We start from the raw sequence: 18,497 nt of genomic DNA on the forward strand, positions 1-18,497 counted from the left end.
TTTGAAACCCGCCCCTACAGTTCGCAGGGTCACGAGAGCGTGAGAAACCAGTTTTCTCCCTCGAAAAGTGCATAACAGCCTCTAGCCGAGCGGGGCGACGCCCGCCAGAACGAACAACGGCGCGTCCAGGAACAACGAGGCCAGGGCCGAAACCGGCGGCGTAAAGAGGCCCGTACCGCTCCATCCCGGGACGTTCAGGCATTTCTGGCCTTCCGTGCTCGTTGCACGGGCCCACCATGCGGACGCGGCCCGGTTATAGATCGCGCTCCAGCCGCCGCTGTGCTGCGCCCAGACGTAGCTGCCGCTCACCTGCACGCTCTGCACCGTGATCTCCTGCCCGGCGCGCAACCCGCCCACGCGCGGCGATCCCGTTCCCGGCGCACTACGCACCATCACATCGACGCTCAACGTGACGGTACACGTTGCGGGCGACGATGGAGGCGTGCCCGGGGTCGCCGTGGTCGGGAAACGCACGTCGAGGCAGTCCTGCGTGATGTCATAGCGGCCTAGCGCCACATTATTGTAGTAGGCGGCGGCCCAGACCGTCGCCCCGTCGGGCGCTTGCAGGCGAATCCATTCATCGACCCGCAGCGCGCTGATGTCGTCGTAACGCACCTCGTACACGCGCCACACACTGCCCGGCTGCGCCCGCGTCACAACCGGGAAGTTCGTACCGGGACCCGAGCGAAAATTCAGAGACGGGCTGGCCGTCACGGTGAAGTTGCAGATCCCCGTGCCGGACTGCGCCGCCGCCGTAGTCAGGCCCGCCGCGCCCGCGCTGGCGATCAATACCAGCACGCTCACGACCAGCAGCGCGCGCTTCATGAGGCCCTCCAAGACCGGGCCATTTCCTCTACATAAACGATCCAGTTCTTTCCACACACAGCCGTATTCCTTTCCAATACACCCACTCGACACCATACAAACAACACCTATCGTGTCCCGATCCTAAAGGCTTCGCCGCACCGTGCCCAAACCGGACGCCCCACGGCACAAAAAAAACCGTCGCACGGGGCGACGGTCTGTGATGCAAGGGAGAACCTGCGAGCGCGCCGCTAGAGCGCGTTGCGTTTATAGATTTGCACCAGCGCCGCTCGAATATCGCGCATGTAGGCGGTCTGGTCGATCTGCAAGTCGAGGTAGCTGGCGAGCGACAGGAAGCTGACGAACAGGACCAGGCCCCCTGCCACCAGAATCGCGCCGATGCGCACCGCGTCGCCGCCGTCGTAATCGGCGGGCACGGTATAGACGCCGCTGTCGTTCACAATCTTTTCTACGTCGTCGTTCCCGTCGATCAGGAGAACGGCGGCCACCACCGCGGCGATGGTGGCAATCAGCGTGATCCCGGCCAAAACGCCGTAAATAAAGCTGGCGAATCGCAAAGCGCCATATCCCTTGTTACGCATAGCAGCCTGCTCCGAATATGATTAGCGGCGCACCCCAGTAACGTAGGGGTTACACCTGTTGATAAGACCTATCGCTATAATAGCATGAATTGCCTTTCGCAAAGAATCGTTTACGCTTAAATTCTCCTGATGTATCCAAACAAAAACAGGACAAAAAGAGATCATCCGGCCCTGGAGCGCGTGGAACTTGGGGACACGCAGCCGTAGGGGGGCAAAAAAGAAGGGCGATGCAAGCATCGCCCCTACGGACCGTGTGTGGACGAGCGCGTAACCGGCGCGCGAGTGCGCTCCGGTCAGGAGGGCAATCCGTCGTCGAGCTGGTCGATGGCGTTCTTGACCACCAGCGCACTGCGGCGCAGCGCGTCGTACTCGTCGTCCGTTAGCGAAAACAGGCAGTTGTTGAGCACACCCTTCGCGCCGACCAGATTCGGCAGCGAGACGGTGACATCCGGCACACCCGCGACTTCATCGACGGGCGAGCACACCGTCAGCAGCGAGCGCTGATCGCCCAGGATGACACCCGTCACGCGGGCCAGCGCACTGCCCACGCCGTAATACGTCGCGCCCTTGCCCTCGATAATGTGGTAGGCCGCGCGGCGCACCTGATCGTCGATGGTCTGGCGCACGCCGGCGGTGATCTCGTTCTCGCCCGCGCAGAACTCGTCGAGCGGGATGCCGCCGATGCTCACGCCCGACCACGCCAACACTTCGGAATCGCCGTGCTCGCCCAGCACGTAGGCGTGCACGTTGTACGCCTCGATACCCAACTGGCGGCTGAGCAGCGCACGGAAGCGGGCCGTGTCGAGCATCGTGCCGCTGCCCAGCACGCGGCTGGCCGGTACGCCCACCTCGACGGCGAAACGCGCCGCCAGATGCGTCATGATGTCCACCGGATTGGTCGCCACGACCAGCACGGCGTCCGGCGCATATTTCAGCACGCTGGGAATCACTTCGCGGAACACAGCGGCGTTGCGACCCAGCAGTTGAAGCCGGGTTTCGCCGGGGCGCTGGCCGACCCCCGCCGAAATGATCACGACCGAGCAGTTCGCCAGATCCTGATACTCGCCGGAGCGCACGACCATCGGCTGCGCGAACGGCACGGCGTGCAGAATATCGTCGGCCTCGGCGCGCGCCCGCGCCGGATTTTTGTCCGTCAGCACGATCTCGCGGCCCACCCCGCGCATCACCAGCGCGTACGCCGCCGTCGCACCGACCATTCCACTGCCCACAATTCCGATCTTCACCGGTTGTCCCTCCTGGTGGCCCATTTCTAGCTCAATTCTGGCAGGTTTCGCCATAGGCCACAACCTGTCCCGCTAATTTATACGCACGTGGGCGATTTTCGACGCTTGCGCAATGATCTGGCTACGGTTAACAGGCGCAGGTGGCAGAATTGCGCAAAGGGTAATAGACTGAATATTGGATTATTAGATGAATCCGAGCACCGCCGCGCCCCGTAACCCATCGTTGGCGGCGGCAGGAGGGGACCGTATGAGATCCGGCAAACGCCCACATTCCAACTTCCGGCTGGCGTTCGTGCCGCTGCTGTTTCTGCTGGCAGCGGCGTTGGCCTGCAACCTGACGGGTAACGACGAAGAAAGCGACCAGGGTACTCCGGTCGGCGGCGACGGGCGTCCGGGCGCAATCATCCAGGCTCCTGACAACGGCGCTCAAGTGCTCGTCAACAGCGACGTGCTGATCTACGCGGTCGGCACGGACCCCGTCGGCGTGACGCGCGTCGAGCTGATCGCGAACGATACGGTCATCGCGTCACAGGCATCGCCCCAGCTCGAAACAGGCGAAAAAGAATTCGAAGTCCTCTTCCGCTGGCAGCCGAAAAACCTGGGGGCGCAACAGCTTACCGTGCTGCCCTGGCGCGGCGACGTGCGCGGCGATGCGCAGACGATCAACCTGACGGTGCGCGAGCGCGCGACAACGCTGACGCAGACGCCGCAGTCCACGATCCCGTTCCTGACCGCGACGGCGCAGGTTCAAACCTGCCGCGTGCAGGTCACGGTCGGGTCGCTGAGCGTGCGGAATGGGCCGGGGCTGGTGTATAACGTCATCGATCAGGTGACCATCGGCCAGACGCTGTCCGTCACCGGACGCCAGATCTACCCGGATTCGTGGTGGCAGATCTACTACAACGGGCGCTACGGCTGGGTGAGCGGCTACTACGTGAACCAGTTGGGCAACTGCGCCACAATCGGCATCGTGCTGCCTCCGGCGACGCCAACGCTGCTGCCGAACGCGACGCCGCCGACGGTCCAGCCGACCAACACGCCGCTGCCGCCCTCGCCCACGCCGATCATCATCACGGCGACGCCGCTGCCGCCCGGCACCCCGACCCTCACGCCCAGCCCTGAGCCGTGCCGCGTGCGGATCAACGTGGACGGGCTGCCGGTGTACAGCGGACCGGGCACCAACTACACACGCATGACGATCCTCAGCGCCGGGCAGGTGTTCCCGCTCATCGCGCGCGACACCAGCGCACAGTGGTGGCAGATCGCCATCGCAGGCACGTACGGCTGGGTCCAGGCGGCCAACACGACGCTGACCGGAAGCTGCACGTCGATCCCGGTGGGCGCGATCCCGCCGACGCCGACGAATACGCCGTCCGCGACCCCGATCCCGCCGACGGCCACCAACACGAACACGTCCGTTCCGCCGACCGCGACCAATACCAGCACGGCGACGGCCACGAATACGGGCGCACCCACGGCGACACCGACCAATACGCCGACCGTGACGAATACGCCCACGGCAACCGAAACCGGCGCGCCGACCGCGACGCCGACCGATACACCAACTGCGACAGATACGGGCGCCCCGACGGCGACGCCGACCGATACGCCAACCGCGACGGATACGGGCGCGCCGACGGCCACGGATACGGATACGCCGGAACCGACCGCCACCGAGACGGAAACGACCGTCCCGACTGCGACCGAAACCGGCGCGCCCACGGCGACCGATACGGATACGCCGGAGCCAACCGCGACCCCGACCGACACGCCGACTGAAACCAATACGCCGGAACCCACGGCGACGGATACGGCGCTGCCGACCGAAACGTTCACGCCGGAACCGACGGCCACCGACACCGCTGTGCCGAACCAGCCGCCGAGCATCAACACCATCGCACCGCAGCAGATCAACGTGGGCGAAACGGACAGCGTGCCGTTCAACGCCAGCGATCCTGATGGCGATCCGCTGACGGCAATCGCGCAGTCCGATAACGACGGCGTGGTCCAGGCCAGCATCACCGAAGGCAGCATGATCCAGCTTCAGGCGGGCCAGACGGGCACGGCGATCGTGACCGTCACGGTGCAGGACGACAAGGGCGCACCGGCCAGCACGACCTTCCAGGTCACGGTGATCCAGCCCAACCGCGCCCCGACGATCGACGCCATCGCCCCGCAGCAGCTCAGCGCGGGTGAAGCGGGCAGCGTGCCGTTCAACGCGACCGATCCCGACGGCGATTCGCTGACGGCGATCGCGCAGTCCGACGACGACGGCGTGGTCCAGGCATTCGCCGCTGAAGGCAACGTGGTCCAGCTTCTTGCGGGCGCAGCGGGCACGGCGAACGTCACCGTCACGGTGAGCGATCCGGGCGGCGAGACGACCAGCACGACCTTCCAGGTCAGCGTGATCCAGCCCAACCGCCCGCCGACGATCGACGCCATCGCGCCGCAGCAGTTGAACGCAGGCGAAGCGGGCAGCGTCCCGTACAACGCGACCGATCCGGACGGCGATCCGCTGACGGCAGCCGCGCAGTCCGATACGCCGGACGTGGTCCAGGCCAGCATCGGCGAGGGCAACGTCATCCAGCTTCAGGCGGGCCAGCCCGGTACGGCCACAGTGACCGTCACCGTCAGCGACCCGTCCGTCATCCCGGCGAGCACGACCTTCCAGGTGACGGTGATCCAGCCGAACCAGCCGCCGACGATCGACACTATCGCCCCGCAGCAGTTGAACGCGGGCGAAGCGGGCAGCGTGCCGTTCAACGCCGCCGATCCGAACGGCGACTCGCTGAGCGCCATCGCGCAGTCCGATACGCCGGACGTGGTCCAGGCGGGCATCGGTGAGGGCGGCGTGGTCCAGCTTCAGGCGGGCCAGCCCGGCACGGCAAGCGTGACCGTCACCGTCAGCGATCCGAGCGGGGAAACCGCCAGCACGACCTTCCAGGTGACGGTGATCCAGCCCAACCAGCCGCCGACGATCGAGGGCATCGGCCCGCAGGCGATGCAGGTGGGCGATACGCTGGACGTACCATTCAACGCAAGTGATCCGGACGGCGATCCGCTGACGGCGATCGCGCAGTCCGATAACCCCGGCGTGGTGGATGCGGTCATCGCGGAGGGCGGCGTCGTGCGCCTGACCGCAACCGGGCCGGGCACAGCGAATGTGGCCGTCACGGTGCAGGACGACAAGGGTGCACCCGCAAGCACGTCCTTTACCGTCACCGTCGAGCAGCCGAACCAATCCCCGGACATCCTCGACATCGCGCCGCAGAGCATGGCGCTCGGTGAAGCCCGCGACGTGCCGTTCAGCGCGTCCGATCCCGACGGCGATCCGCTGACGGCGATGGCGCAGGCCGATAACCCGGCAGTCGTCAGCGCGGTCATCAACCAGCAGGGCGTCGTCAGTCTGGCCGCCAACGGCCCCGGCACGGCATCCGTCGTGGTGGCCGTGGACGATGGACGCGGCGGCACGGACAGCACCACGTTCCAGGTGACGGTCGAGCAGCCGAACCAGCCGCCGACCGTAAGCGAAATCGGGCCGCAGATGATGGATCCCGGCACGACGCTGGACATCCCGTACGCGGCGTCCGATCCTGAGGGCGAAGGCGTGAGCGTCACAGCCCAGTCGGACGATCCGAACGTGGTCCAAGCGGGCGAACCGCAGGGCGGCGTCATCACCCTGAGCGCGATCAACCCCGGCACGGCGACGATCACCGTCACGGCGCAGGACATGCAGGGCGCGACCGGATCGACCAGCTTCACGGTCACGGTCAACACGCCCGCCCAACCGACCGCCGTCGCGCAGGTCCCCGAAGTGGACCTGGAAGAAGTGCCGGTGCTGACGCCGATCGAAGATGATGTAAAGGACACTGCCGAGCAGATCTACGAACAGGGGCAGTCGATCCAGCCGCCCGCGAATATCGGCGTGTTCAGCGCCGTGGGCGACACACCGCCCGCCGCACTGATGTCCGATCTGGGCGACGCGCAGGGCGACTTCTCCGGCCTGTCCGACGCGGACGAGCTGGCCGCCGTGGTCAACGACTTCTCGCTGACGCCGCTGAGCATCGGCGGGAACAGCTTCCAGCAGGGCGGCGCGCTCGCCAGCAATCCGAACTGGACCGTGAGCGACCTGCTCGACCCGGCCAACGCCGATCCGAACTTCTGCCCCGGCGAGACGCCGCTGGGCTGCGAGCTGCGAGTCAACCGGCCCGCCGTGGTGTTCATCTTCGCGGGACGCAACGACGCGTTCGCGGGCACGCCGATCAACGAGTTCGAGGCGACGCTGGCGCAGGTGATCCAGACGATCACCAACGCGGGCGCGATCCCGGTGCTGACGACCATCCCCGGCGATCCGAACATCTATACGGGCGTGCCGCCGTACAACGCGATCATCGCCACGCTGGCCGAGGACAACGACCTGCCGCTGATCAACGTGTGGCGGACGATCAACGACAACGTCCCGGCGTCGGTCCAGGGCGATCTCACGCTGAGCAGCCCCGGCGTGAACGACGTGTTCTCGTCCGAGGCGCTGAACAACTACGGCGTGCCGGTCCGCAACGTGCAACTGCTGCGGATGCTGCGCGAGCTTCAGCAGGAAGTGCTGAATCCGTAGGCGGAGAACAGCGGCTAGCCGTTAGCGATTAGCGGTTAGCAAAGGCAAGGGCAAAGGCGACCTCACCCCCGGCCCCTCTCCAATCAAGTTGGAGAGGGGAGAAAAGCAGGAATCGATGAGGGCAGTGTCGAGGGGCGGGCATTCGGTGCCCGTCCCTTTTTGCTGCGCGGGGATCGTTCAAGACAGGGGCGGCCTGTGGGGAGAAAAGCAAAGCAGCCCGTGCTGCACGGGAGGCAGGACACAAAAAACGGGTAGAGCAAGCTCTACCCCACCGTAAAGACCACCAGATGTTTTGCACCACGCCCCGTGCACGGGAGCGCCGCGCGCTATAGCGGGCAGATTACGCGATACCCAGCACGGTTTGCAGCTTGAGCGCGAGACCCATATCGCCCTGGACCTTGACCTTGCCCTGCATAAACGCGGTCATGGGGTTGAGCTGGCCGTTGACCAGCGCCAGGAAGTCCTGCGCGGACGCGCGCAGCGTCATGGTAGGCGACTCGTGCAGCCCTTCGTGCGCCTCGACCTGCTTGTTCACCACCTTCACCCAATAATTCCCGCCGTTTTCGCCGCTGATCTCAAACTGAAACACGGCGTCCATACCTTCGGCTTTTTCAGGGTGGAACCCCTCTTCAATATGATCAAACACTTGTTCGACCGATGTTGCCTGTGGCATGCTTGTTCCTCCTGCCTTTGAGAAGTCTGTCACAGCCCGGTAATTTACCCTAACTATAACAGCACCCTGCCCCATTTCCTAGCGTGGGGCCGCATTCGCCTCCACCCGACGTTCACCCGCCTGCATGCCAATTGTTATTGCCCACGGGGGACCGCTTCGCTACAATTCGAGCGGAACAAGGAGGAAACTACCCGTGCCATCCAGTGCAAGCCGCGTCGAACAACCGACCCTCACGTGCGAAGCCCTGCGCGATAACCCGCTGGGCGATCCGATCGAGCGCCGCATTCCGGTCTACCTGCCGCCCGGTTACGATGACGATCCCGGCCAGCGCTACCCGGCGCTGTATCTGCTGAGCAGCCACGGCAGCACCGGCCCGGCCCTGCTCAACTGGCAGCCGTGGGACGTCTCCGTGCCACAGCAGATCGATGCGCTGATCGCGGCGGGGCGCATGGCCCCCGCGATCGTCGTCATGCCGGACCTGTGGACGCGCTTTGGCAGCTCGCAGTTCATCAACTCGGCGGGCATCGGGCGCTACGAGGACGCGCTGGTGGGTGAGATCGTGCCGTTCGTGGACGCGCACTTCCGCACGCTGCCCGGCGCGGATCATCGCGGTGTGTTCGGGCGCAGCAGCGGCGGGTACGGCGCGCTGGTCCAGGCGATGCGCCACCCGGAAACCTTCGGGGCGTTCGCGTGCCACAGCGGGGATCTGTACTGGGAATATACGTGCCTGCCCGGCCTGTCGAAGATGCACCAGCAGCTCGCGCAGTACGGCGGGCTGGACGCGTTCATCCGCGACATCCCCACGATCCGGCCCAAAGGCGGCACGTTCTGGGAACTGGTCATGACGGTGTGCTGGGCGGCGGCGTTCGGAGATAACCCCGGCGCACCGCACGGCTTCGACCTGCCGATCGATCCCGACACGGGCGCGCTGGACGAGACCGTCTGGGCACGGTGGCTGGCGCACGATCCGCTGCGCATGGCGGACGATCCCGCGTTTGCGGACGCGCTGCGCGGCGCGCGGCTGGCGTTCATCGACGTGGGCAGCTACGACGAGTACCAGCTACAGGTCGGCGCGCGGCTGCTGCACCGCAAGCTGGATGCGCTTGGCATCGCGCACGAGTACCAGGAATATCCTGACGGGCATCGCGGCACGCACTACCGCTACGAGACGTCCCTGCCGCTACTGGCCGACGTGCTGAGGTGATCATGCTTCGCCCTGCTCCCCGTTTGAACCCCGCGCTGATCCCGATCGTGCTGCTGCTGGCGCTGGCAGCGGCGAGCTGTTCCCTCGGCGGAGGCGAGGAGCGCGTGATTTACGTCACGGCGACGCCTTATTACGACGAGCAGGGCCAACTGGTCATTCCGCCCACCGAAACGCCCAGCAAACCAACCCCGCAGCCGATCAAACCGACGCCGAACCCCACGCGGGCCGTGCCGCAAAGCAGCAACCTGTACGTCGTGCAACCCGGCGACACGCTCGGCACGATCGCCACGCAGTACGGCGTGACGGTCGAGGAACTGCTGGCGCTCAACGCGCTGGGCGATGCCAACGCGCTGGAAGTGGGCCAAACGCTGAACGTGCCGGGCGGACAGGTCGAGTTCGCGCCGTCTTTCAAGCTGATCCCCGACAGCGAACTGGTCTACAGCCCCGGCGCGAGCAGCTTCAGCGTGACGGCGTTCGCCAAGTTCCAGCAGGGCTTTTTGCGCGCATATTCAGAGACGATTGATGACAAGTCGTGGAGCGGCGTGGAGATCATCGACTTCGTGGCGCGCAGCTACAGCGTCAACCCGCGCCTGCTGCTGGCGCTGCTCGAATATCGCAGCGACTGGATCACTGACCCGTATCCCGAAAGCGATCAGGCGGAAAGTTACCCGATGGGCCTCGTCTCGACGGGGCGCGAAGGACTGTACCGCCAGATGCTCGACGCCGCCGACGCGCTCAACGCGGGTTATTACGGCTGGAAATATCGCGGCGAGATCTCGCTGTCGCTGGGCGATCAGCGCGTGTTTTACGCCAGCGACGTGAACGCGGGCACGGTTGGCGTGCAGTATATGCTGAGTGTGGGCAATTCGTACGCGCAGTGGCAAACGGACATCGGGCCGGACGGGTTTTACCAGACGTACCTGAACCTGTTCGGGGATCCGTTCGAGTACGCGGTCGAGCCGCTGGTCCCGCCTGATTTGCAGCAGCCGACGCTGACGCTGCCCTTCGCGCCCGGCGAGGAATGGGTCTTCACGGGCGGGCCGCACGGCGGGTATAACAGCGGATCGGCGTGGTCGGCAGTGGACTTCGCGCCGCCCAAGCCGCCCGACGAGCTGGTCAACGCGCAGGGGTCGTGTTACATCTCGCCGCAGTGGGTGACCGCCGTCGCGGACGGGGTGATCGCGCGCAGCGGCGGCGGGTACATCATCCTCGACCTGGATGGTGACGGCGACGAGCACACCGGCTGGACGCTGGTCTACCTGCACATGGACGATTACGAGGTGATCAAGCCGGGCACGCAGGTCAAAGCAGGCGACCGGCTCGGGCACCCGTCGTGCATGGGCGGGTTCAGCAACGGCACGCACCTGCACTTCAGCCGCCGCTATAACGGCGAGTGGCTGCCCGTCGAGTGCAACGCGTGCGCGCCGGGCGTGAGTGTCCCGGCGGAGGTGCTGGGCGAGTGGACGATGCACGGGTACGCCGGGCAGGAATATCAGGGCTACATGACGCGCGACGGCGACGATGGTTATCGCCAGGCCGACCAAACGCGCGATTTCGAACAAAACAAGGTGATGTGGTGATTGTGATGGTGATGAGTTCTCTACGGCGAATGGTGGCCCGGCAGCGGATCGCGGTGCTGATCGTAACCGTGGCGCTGCTGGCTGCAGGCGGGACGATCGCTCGCGCGGCGACCGGAGGCGAGGCTTCCGAGAGCAGCGCGCAGCAGCAGCCCACGCCGATTCAACTGACGTTTCCCGCGCCTTCCGCAACGCAAGGGCCGCCGACCGGCACGCCGACGCGTACCCCGACCGTCGCGGGCCGCCCCATGATCGAGGCGGTGACGGCAGAGACGAACGTGCGCTCCGGGCCGGACATCAACGATCCGCGCATCGCGGTGATCAGCCCCGGCACGCAGTACGCGGTGGTGGGAAGCCGTTTCGACTGGTATCAAATCGAGATGCCGGAAGCGACGGGCGGGGTCGGCTGGGTGTACAGCGGCGTCGTCACCCTGATCGGGGAGGCGGCGCAGATCCCGGAGCTGGAACTGGACCAGATCTCCACTGCCGATCCGGCGCTGCAAGCGGCGCAGCAAACCGCCGACTACGTGACGCAAACGCCGGGCGCGATCATGACGCTGACGGCGATGGTGCAGGTCACGCCGACGGGCGTATTCACGCCGGAAGGCGGCGAGGCCGCGACACTGGTCCCCGGCGCGCCGCTGCCGACCTTCACGCCGCCGCCGTTCACCAACACGCCGGTGATCATCCCGCAGGCGTCGGGCGCGGCGTCCGAAGCCAGCACCGAGGGGATGCCGCCGATCGTGCCTATCCTCGCGCTGGGCGCGCTGGGCTTGATGGGGCTGCTGGTCGCACTGCTGCGACGGTTGTAACCGTCATCGCCGGGGTGAGCGCGGCTCGCTCCTCGCCGGACTGGTCGCGCCGCGCCCGCACGTCGAGCGCGGCCATGAAACCGAGCGCCAGCAGCAGCACGGCGAGCGGGATCCACAGGCGGTGCAGGCCCGCCCGCGGCGGCTCGTCGGGGCGCACGACGCGGAAGCGGATCACCTGGAGCAGCATCGCGGCGACAAACAGGCCGAGCACCAGCAGAGTCAGCCATGCTACGTCCAGGTAGGCTTTGCCCGCCATCGACCGCGCCAGATCGTCGCGCAGGGCGAAGCTGGCATACACGAAGGCCGCGTGCGCCGCAAAACCCGCCCACGCCGATCCGGTCAGGTAGACGGCCAGCGCAGCGCCCCACCCCAACAGCAGATAGCCGCTCAGCGAGGCCAACCCCCAGGGCATGCCCGGCACGACATTTTGCACCGCGATCAGGCTCTTCAGCGCGCCGCCGACCGCGCCCGCGATCCAGGCCGCACGCCAGCGCCCGACCGCGCGTCCCAGCGCGGGCTGGACCATGCCCCAGACCAGCCACGCCTGAACCAGCGGAGCCAGCACCACGGCGAACAGAATTTGAAGCTCGTAGGACGCGTCGTGCAGGTGCGCGCCAAAGAAGACGTCCGGCAGATCGATCAGTGACTGCGCGGTGGGCAGCGGCCCGGCTTCGAGCAGCGCGTGATTGCTGAGATCCATCAGCCACCACGCCACGGGCCAGATCGCCAACCCGACCAGCGCCGCCAGGACCAACACGACCGGTTCCGGCGCGCCGGGCCCGTCCGGCGCGGGGCGCTGGCTCCGTCTCAGGGCGAACGCCGCCCCGCCCACGATCAGCACGGCGAACAGCCACCGCAGCGTGAAAATCTGGCTGTCGGCCAGGGCCGTTTGCAGCACAAATACGCCGCAGGCCACGACCGCCGCCGCCCATACCACCCGTTCCCCTGACCGCACATCACCCGATTTCGCCACCACTGCACCTCAACAGATTCCGCTGCACGATTTCATTATACCGTTCCCGCGATCCGGTTTTTGGACAGGATTTGTTAGCAAACCGGCAGACGTACAGGCGGCGGCGCGCTCGCCTGTCATCGCTCATGACTCAAACATTCAGTAACTTACTAATAACTAATCTGTAATCGTTCTCTCGTGCTGCCGTCTTTTCAATGGTATAATCGCCAACAGTATCCTGTGAAAGGAGCCCAGGCATTATGGCTATGGAAATCAATGTGTCTGAAATGCGGCGCGTGCGCCTGTTCGAGGTGATGGGGCGCGTCGATAGCACCAATGCAACAGAGCTGGGAAGCACGCTCGACAAGGCCGCCGACGACGGCAACAACAACCTCGTGCTGGACCTGAGCGGCGTGGAGTATATGAGCAGCGCGGGCCTGCGCGAAATGGTACGCATCCTGAAGCGCGTGAAGCGCAACGGCGGCGACCTGCGCATCGCCAACCCGTCGGAACGGGTCAAGGAAGTCCTGGAACTGGCCGGGCTGGACTCGATCTTTGAGATCTACCCCACCCAGGTGGAGGCAGTTGGTAGCTTCTAAGGGACACGGCTTGCGCACCCGGCTGGCCGTTTCGCCCACTGCCACACGACCCAATATGCACGTGACACAAATGTCCACACAGCCTGATCGAGGAACATCATGGCCGACGTAAACAGCCTCGTGATCGCTGCCCGGCTCGATGATGTGCGCCTTGCCTGCGACATGGTGGTTGACGCAGCGGAAGCCGCAGCGCTGGACGAGCGCGCGGTGTACCACTGCCAGATGGCCGTAGACGAGGCGCTGACCAATATCATTGAGCACGGCTACGAGTACGAGGCCGACGGCAACACTATCGAGATCCGCTGCGCCATCGAAGACGACAGGTTTGTGATTACCATTACGGATGACAGTCCGGCGTTCAACCCCCTGGGGCACACCGCGCCGGACCCCGGCGAACCGCTCGACACGCGCGAGCCGGGCGGCTGGGGCATCTACTTCATCCGTAAGCTCATGGATGACGTCCACTACACCCGGGTAAACAACCACAATCAGCTCGTGCTGGTCAAAAATCGTCCGCTCGTCGAAGCGGCCCAGTCGCTGCCCGCATCGGGCGATGTCGAGGAAGCCTTCGCCTCGCGCGTGCTCGATAACGGCGCGGTGGTGATCTGGCCGAGCGGGCGGCTGGACAGCAATACCAGCCCGGTGCTGGAACAGGTGCTCAACTCGCACCTGCAACGCGGGCATTACTGGCTGTTCGTCGATCTGGCCGGGGTGGAGTATATCGCCAGCAGCGGACTGAAGATCCTGGTCTCGGCATGGCGCAGAGCCAACGAGCACAACGGCGATCTCGTTCTCAGCGGGCTGCAGCCCCGTATCATCGAAATTCTGGAGATGGTGGGCTTCGATATGCTCTTCCAAATCTTCCCGGATCTCGATGACGCCCTCCAGGCGCAATCCAAACGCGCCTGATCGACCGCAGCCGTTCCGGTTACCGGAGAGCGTGCTTTACAAGGAACATCCCCGGATGCCTGCTCGCCTGCCGGGTGGCCGCTGAGCAGTATTCGATCGTGGCTCTCGCAAGGAGCAGGAGACGGGGCGCAAGGGTCTCGATACACACTCTGAAGGCAAAACCTCTTGGATAGTACGCTTATCGTCGTCATGGTGGTGGGAGCCACGCTGGCGGTCGGCGGCTTCGTCTTCGGCCTGCTCACCGGGTACTGGCGGGGCCGCGCACGGGGCATCGCCCTGGCCACCAACGAGCGCCCCAGTCCCGAGCTGGACGTGATCGCCGGGGCGGGCAACGCTATCCTCAGCGTCCCCCTGCGCGTGGACCCGCTGTGCGAGGTCATTTACCAGCAGGCGACGCGCATCGTCGATACGCGCAACTTCCAGATCGGCCTCTTCGATAACGGCGACTACGAGATCAAAGTGTGGCTCAAGGCCGCGCAGCGCCTGCCCGCGCAGCGCTTCGTCAACGTGGCGAGCGAGGGCATCGTCGGGTGGATCAAACGCACCGGGACGGGCCTGCTGGTGCGCGACTTCCAGCGCGAGTGGGAAACGCTGCCCGCACGCCCCAGCCACTACAGCATCAAACCCGCACGCTCGGCCATCTTCGCCCCGCTGATCTCCGGCGGCGACGTGCTGGGCGTGATCGCGGTGCAGAGCGACCTGCCCGACAGCTTCAACGACGAAGATATGCGCCTGCTGACGCTGCTGGCAAACCAGGCATCGAGCGCGATCCGCAACGCGCAGATGTTCGAGGCCGCGCAAGAACAGGCTCGCCAACTGCAACTGATCAACGACGTCTCGCGCCAACTGACCGCAATCCAACCGCTGCCGGACCTGTTCCGGCAGATCGTGACGCTGCTGCATGATGCGTTCGGCTATTACGCGGTGAGCATCTTCATCTGGGACGAAAAGTCCGACACGATCCAGCTTCGCGCCAGCAGCCACGCGGATTTCATCGCCAACGAGTTTTCGATCACGCCGGACCAGGGCCTCGTCGGCTGGGCGGCGACGCAGCAGCAGCCCGCGCTGGCCCCCAACGTGAGCGACGATTCGCGCTTCATGCCGACCGTCACGCTGGTCGAAACGAAGTCGGAAGTGTGTGTACCGCTGATCGTGCAGCAGCGCGTGATGGGCGTGCTCGACGTGCAGAGCGACGAACTCGACGCATTCGGCAGCGCCGACATGTTCATGCTCGAAGCGTTGGCGGGACAGCTCGCGCTGGCGATCCAGGAGGCAGAAAGCTACGACGCCGAACGCCGCCAGACCGAGCGCGTCAACGCGATGACGGAAGTCGCGCGGGCGCTGGTGTCGATCCTCGACATCGACGACCTGCTGGACGAAGTGGTCGATCTGGTGACCGATCACCTGGGCTACGACCGCGTGCACCTGTTTCTGCGCGTTGGGGAGCGGCTGGCGTTTCGCAGCGGGAGCGGCGCGCACAGCGGTAAGTGGGCGCTCGAAAAGCTTTCGTATGCGCTGGACGGCAAGGGCATGATCCCGCTGGCGGCGCGCGAAGGCCGCCCCAAGATCAGCGGCAACGTGCGCGAGGAAGCGGCTTACATCCCCGGGCCGGGGCGCGAAGATACGCAGAGCGAAATGGCCGTGCCGATCCGCATGGGGCCGCACCTGCTGGGCGTGTTCGACATTCAAAGCCCGGAGCCGGACGCCTTCACCGAGGAAGACAGCCTGCTGATTCAGGCGCTGGCGGACACGGTCGCCATCGCGCTGCGCAACGCGAGCCTGTTCGCCAACGAGCAGCGGCGGCGTATGCTTTCGGAAACGCTGCGCGAGCTGAGCACCGTGCTCGGGTCGTCGCTGGACCTCAACAGCGTGCTCGACGGCATCCTGGTCGGGCTGGAGCGCGTGGTCGATTACACCGCAGGCGTAATCCTGCTGCGTGACACGGAAAACGACTGTTATCAGGCCAGCGCCGCCCAGGGCGATCTCGTGGGATCGGATTCGTCCATCTGGAACGAGACGATCCGCGAGGACGGCATCAGCGAAGCGCAGTTGATCGATCTGCTGCACCGGATGTATACCCACGCGCCGGACGAAAACGCCGCGCACGACGAGATCCTCGTGCCGCTGACCGTCGCGGGCGAATCGATCGGCTATTTGCTGATCGAGCGCATCGGGCCGGATCGCTTCACGCCGGAAGACAAAGAGATCATCAGCACGTTCGCCAATCAAGCCGCCGTCGCCATCACCAACGCGCAGTTGTATATGGCGCAGCGCGAAGAAGCGTGGGTTTCGACGGCGCTGCTGCAAGTGGCCGAAGCCACGGCCCGCGCCACGACGCTGGACGAGGTGCTGAGTACCGTCGCGCGCATCACGCCGCTGCTGGTGGGCGTGGAATGGAGCGCCGTGATGCTGGCCGACCAGCCGTCGGTCTTCCGCGTGGTGGAGATCGCCGGGACGCGGCCCGAACTGGCCGCCGCCTTCAACAAGTTCTCCGTGACGCCGCTCACGTGGCCGCCGCTGGCCGAGATCAGCACCACCGGACAGCCGGTGCTGATCGACGGCAGCACACCCAAGCCGGAAAATCTGCCGGTGGACATCAACATTGGCCAGGGCGTGATGCTGCCGCTGTTCGCCAAGGGCGAGCTGATGGGCCTGATCCTGATCGGCCAGGGCGACGACACAGAGCCGATGACCGAACGCAAGATCGAACTGGTGAGCGGGATCGCCAATCAAGCCGCGCTCGCCATCGAAAGCGCGCAGTTGTTCGCCGCGCAGCAGGAAGAAGCGTGGGTGACGACCGCCCTGCTCCAAGTGGCCGAAGCGGTCAACACGCAGATCGACGCGGATCAAAGCCTGGAAACCATCGTGCGCCTGACGCCGCTGCTGGTGGGCGTCGAGCGCTGCGGCGTGATGAAGTGGGACGCGGACAATATGTGCTTCATCGGCGGCCCGGCGTGGGGCCTTTCGCCCGAACACAAGGCGAACTTCGCGCGGGTGGATCTGCCGGTGGACGCGGGGCCGTTCCTGGTCCAACTGACCGAAACGTCCGATCCGGTGTCGGCGGGCGTCGGTGGCGACCGCCCACTGCTGCCCGTGCTGCAAAATCTGTTCGAAAGTCCGGCGCTGCTGGGCCTGCCGCTGATCGCGCGCGGGCATCTCGTCGGCGCAATGCTGGTGGACCACCCCGCATTGGGCGGCTCCATTGACCAGCGCCGCCTGAACATCCTCACTGGCATCGCGCACCAGACGGCGCTCGCGCTGGAAAACGCGCGGCTCCAGGCGGAAGCCACCGCCGCCGAGCGCATCGAGCGCGAGCTCGAAGTGGCGCGCGGCATCCAGACGAGCTTCCTGCCCGACACCACCCCGCGCGAGCCGGGCTGGGACGTGTCGGCGTTTTACCGCGCGGCGCGGCAAGTGGGTGGCGACTTCTACGACTTCTTCCCGCTGGATGAACACAAGTGGGCGGTCGTGGTAGCGGACGTGGCCGACAAAGGCGTCCCGGCGGCGCTGTTCATGGCGTTGTGCCGCACACTGCTGCGCGCGGTGGGCACCAACCGGCGCACCCCGCGCGAGACGCTGGTGCGCGTCAACGACCTGCTGCTCAACGACAACCGCGCGGAACTGTTCGTCACGATCTGGTACGGCATCTGGGACGCTTCGACCGGCTGCCTGACGTATTGCAGCGCGGGGCACAATCCGCCGCTGCTGGTGCATGCCGACGGGCGGGCCGAACAGCTCATCGCGCGCGGGATCGCGCTGGGCGTCGTGCCATCGATCCGGCTGGACGAAAAAGATATCACGCTGCGTCCCGGCGAACTGGTCGCCCTCTACACGGACGGCATCACCGAAGCGATCCGCAGCGACAAGAGCGCGTTCGGCGTGGCAGGCTTGCAGTCGGCGCTGGTGGCCTACCGCAACCGCCCGGCAAAAGACGTGGGCAAACGCGTGCTGGATGCGGTCGATACGTTCGTGCTGGGCGAACCGCAGTTCGACGACATCACGCTGGTGATCATCAAGTGCGTGGAGGCGGAACCGGACGCGCTCGATACGGACACGCCATGATCGCGTTCGTGTCAGCCAGCTACGCCCACCGCTCGAGACTTGCCCCGGCGCTGGCCGCGATCCGCTCGGCCCTCTCCGCCGCCGGGTGGACGCCCCGCATTTTCATCGAGGACTATCAGTTTGCGCCCGACGATCAGCGCGCGATGATGGCAGCTACGCAGGCCGAGTTACGCGCGTGCCGCCTGCTGGTCGCGGAGGTCACGCACAAAGCGATCGGCGTGGGGATCGAAGTCGGGTATGCCGCCGCGCTGGGCGTGCCGATCGTTGCCGTGCGGCACGCGGACGCCGAGCCTTCGACCACGGTCGGCGGGCTGGCGGCGCGGACGGTCGTGTACCGGACGCCGGGCGACCTGGAACGCGATCTCGCGCAGGCGGTGCGGGATTTGTTCGGGGAACAACGACGAGGGGTTAGCGAATAGCGGTTAGCCAAGAGCAAAAAGCACACCT

Annotated in this window: 13 protein-coding genes; 8 read left to right on the forward strand and 5 right to left on the reverse strand. The window is 65.7% G+C overall.

The annotated features are described in order from the left end of the window. Window positions 1-81: 81 nt before the first annotated feature. The 3 genes from V7116_RS11290 to V7116_RS11300 form a co-directional block, all read right to left on the reverse strand. Window positions 82-825, reverse strand: coding sequence for an SH3 domain-containing protein (locus tag V7116_RS11290; RefSeq protein ID WP_324392028.1), 744 nt, complete (start codon window positions 823-825; stop codon window positions 82-84). A 230-nt stretch (window positions 826-1,055) separates the two neighbouring features. Beyond that, on the reverse strand, window positions 1,056-1,406 hold the full coding sequence (locus V7116_RS11295; protein ID WP_324392029.1) for a hypothetical protein: 351 nt from the start codon (window positions 1,404-1,406) through the stop codon (window positions 1,056-1,058). Window positions 1,407-1,699: 293 nt separating this feature from the next. After that, window positions 1,700-2,650 (reverse strand): L-lactate dehydrogenase, encoded by a 951-nt coding sequence (locus V7116_RS11300; protein WP_324392030.1) that lies wholly within the window; start codon window positions 2,648-2,650, stop codon window positions 1,700-1,702. Between the two features lie 247 nt (window positions 2,651-2,897). Here V7116_RS11300 and V7116_RS11305 point away from each other — a divergent pair, with 247 nt between their 5' ends. After that, a complete protein-coding gene (locus tag V7116_RS11305; RefSeq protein ID WP_324392031.1) occupies window positions 2,898-7,262 on the forward strand; it encodes an Ig-like domain-containing protein in 4,365 nt (1,454 codons plus the stop codon). 340 nt (window positions 7,263-7,602) lie between these two features. On the opposite strand, the gene V7116_RS11310 is transcribed toward V7116_RS11305, so the two are convergent. After that, on the reverse strand, window positions 7,603-7,935 hold the full coding sequence (locus V7116_RS11310) for an SCP2 sterol-binding domain-containing protein (protein WP_324392032.1): 333 nt from the start codon (window positions 7,933-7,935) through the stop codon (window positions 7,603-7,605). A gap of 193 nt (window positions 7,936-8,128) precedes the next feature. On the opposite strand from V7116_RS11310, the gene V7116_RS11315 reads away from it, so the two are divergent. Genes V7116_RS11315 through V7116_RS11325 form a run of 3 tightly spaced genes read left to right on the forward strand, consistent with a single transcriptional unit; the run spans window position 8,129 to window position 11,528 of the window. After that, window positions 8,129-9,139, forward strand: coding sequence for an alpha/beta hydrolase (locus tag V7116_RS11315; protein ID WP_324392033.1), 1,011 nt, complete (start codon window positions 8,129-8,131; stop codon window positions 9,137-9,139). 2 nt (window positions 9,140-9,141) lie between these two features. Then, window positions 9,142-10,719 carry a LysM peptidoglycan-binding domain-containing protein gene (locus V7116_RS11320; protein ID WP_324392034.1) on the forward strand — a complete coding sequence of 526 codons (1,578 nt, stop codon included), beginning with the start codon at window positions 9,142-9,144 and terminating at the stop codon, window positions 10,717-10,719. 29 nt (window positions 10,720-10,748) lie between these two features. Beyond that, a complete protein-coding gene (locus tag V7116_RS11325) occupies window positions 10,749-11,528 on the forward strand; it encodes an SH3 domain-containing protein (RefSeq protein ID WP_324392035.1) in 780 nt (259 codons plus the stop codon). Here V7116_RS11325 and V7116_RS11330 read toward each other — a convergent pair. Beyond that, window positions 11,464-12,501, reverse strand: coding sequence for a CPBP family glutamic-type intramembrane protease (locus V7116_RS11330; protein ID WP_324392036.1), 1,038 nt, complete (start codon window positions 12,499-12,501; stop codon window positions 11,464-11,466). The two genes, V7116_RS11325 and V7116_RS11330, sit on opposite strands and share 65 nt — an antisense overlap. Before the next feature lie 239 nt (window positions 12,502-12,740). Here V7116_RS11330 and V7116_RS11335 point away from each other — a divergent pair, with 239 nt between their 5' ends. From V7116_RS11335 to V7116_RS11350, 4 genes are all read left to right on the forward strand, one after another. Continuing rightward, window positions 12,741-13,079: an STAS domain-containing protein gene (locus V7116_RS11335; RefSeq protein ID WP_324392037.1), complete on the forward strand. Its 339-nt coding sequence runs from the start codon at window positions 12,741-12,743 to the stop codon at window positions 13,077-13,079. Window positions 13,080-13,178: 99 nt separating this feature from the next. Continuing rightward, on the forward strand, window positions 13,179-13,988 hold the full coding sequence (locus V7116_RS11340) for an anti-sigma factor antagonist (protein ID WP_324392038.1): 810 nt from the start codon (window positions 13,179-13,181) through the stop codon (window positions 13,986-13,988). 165 nt (window positions 13,989-14,153) lie between these two features. Continuing rightward, entirely contained in the window at window positions 14,154-18,050 is a 3,897-nt protein-coding gene (locus tag V7116_RS11345; RefSeq protein WP_324392039.1) for a GAF domain-containing protein, read from the forward strand. After that, a complete protein-coding gene (locus V7116_RS11350; RefSeq protein WP_324392040.1) occupies window positions 18,047-18,469 on the forward strand; it encodes a nucleoside 2-deoxyribosyltransferase in 423 nt (140 codons plus the stop codon). Before V7116_RS11345 ends, V7116_RS11350 begins: the two co-directional genes overlap by 4 nt. The last annotated feature ends 28 nt before the right edge of the window (window positions 18,470-18,497 follow it).

Source organism: Aggregatilinea sp., assembly GCF_036822615.1.
Taxonomy (GTDB): domain Bacteria; phylum Chloroflexota; class Anaerolineae; order Aggregatilineales; family Aggregatilineaceae; genus Aggregatilinea.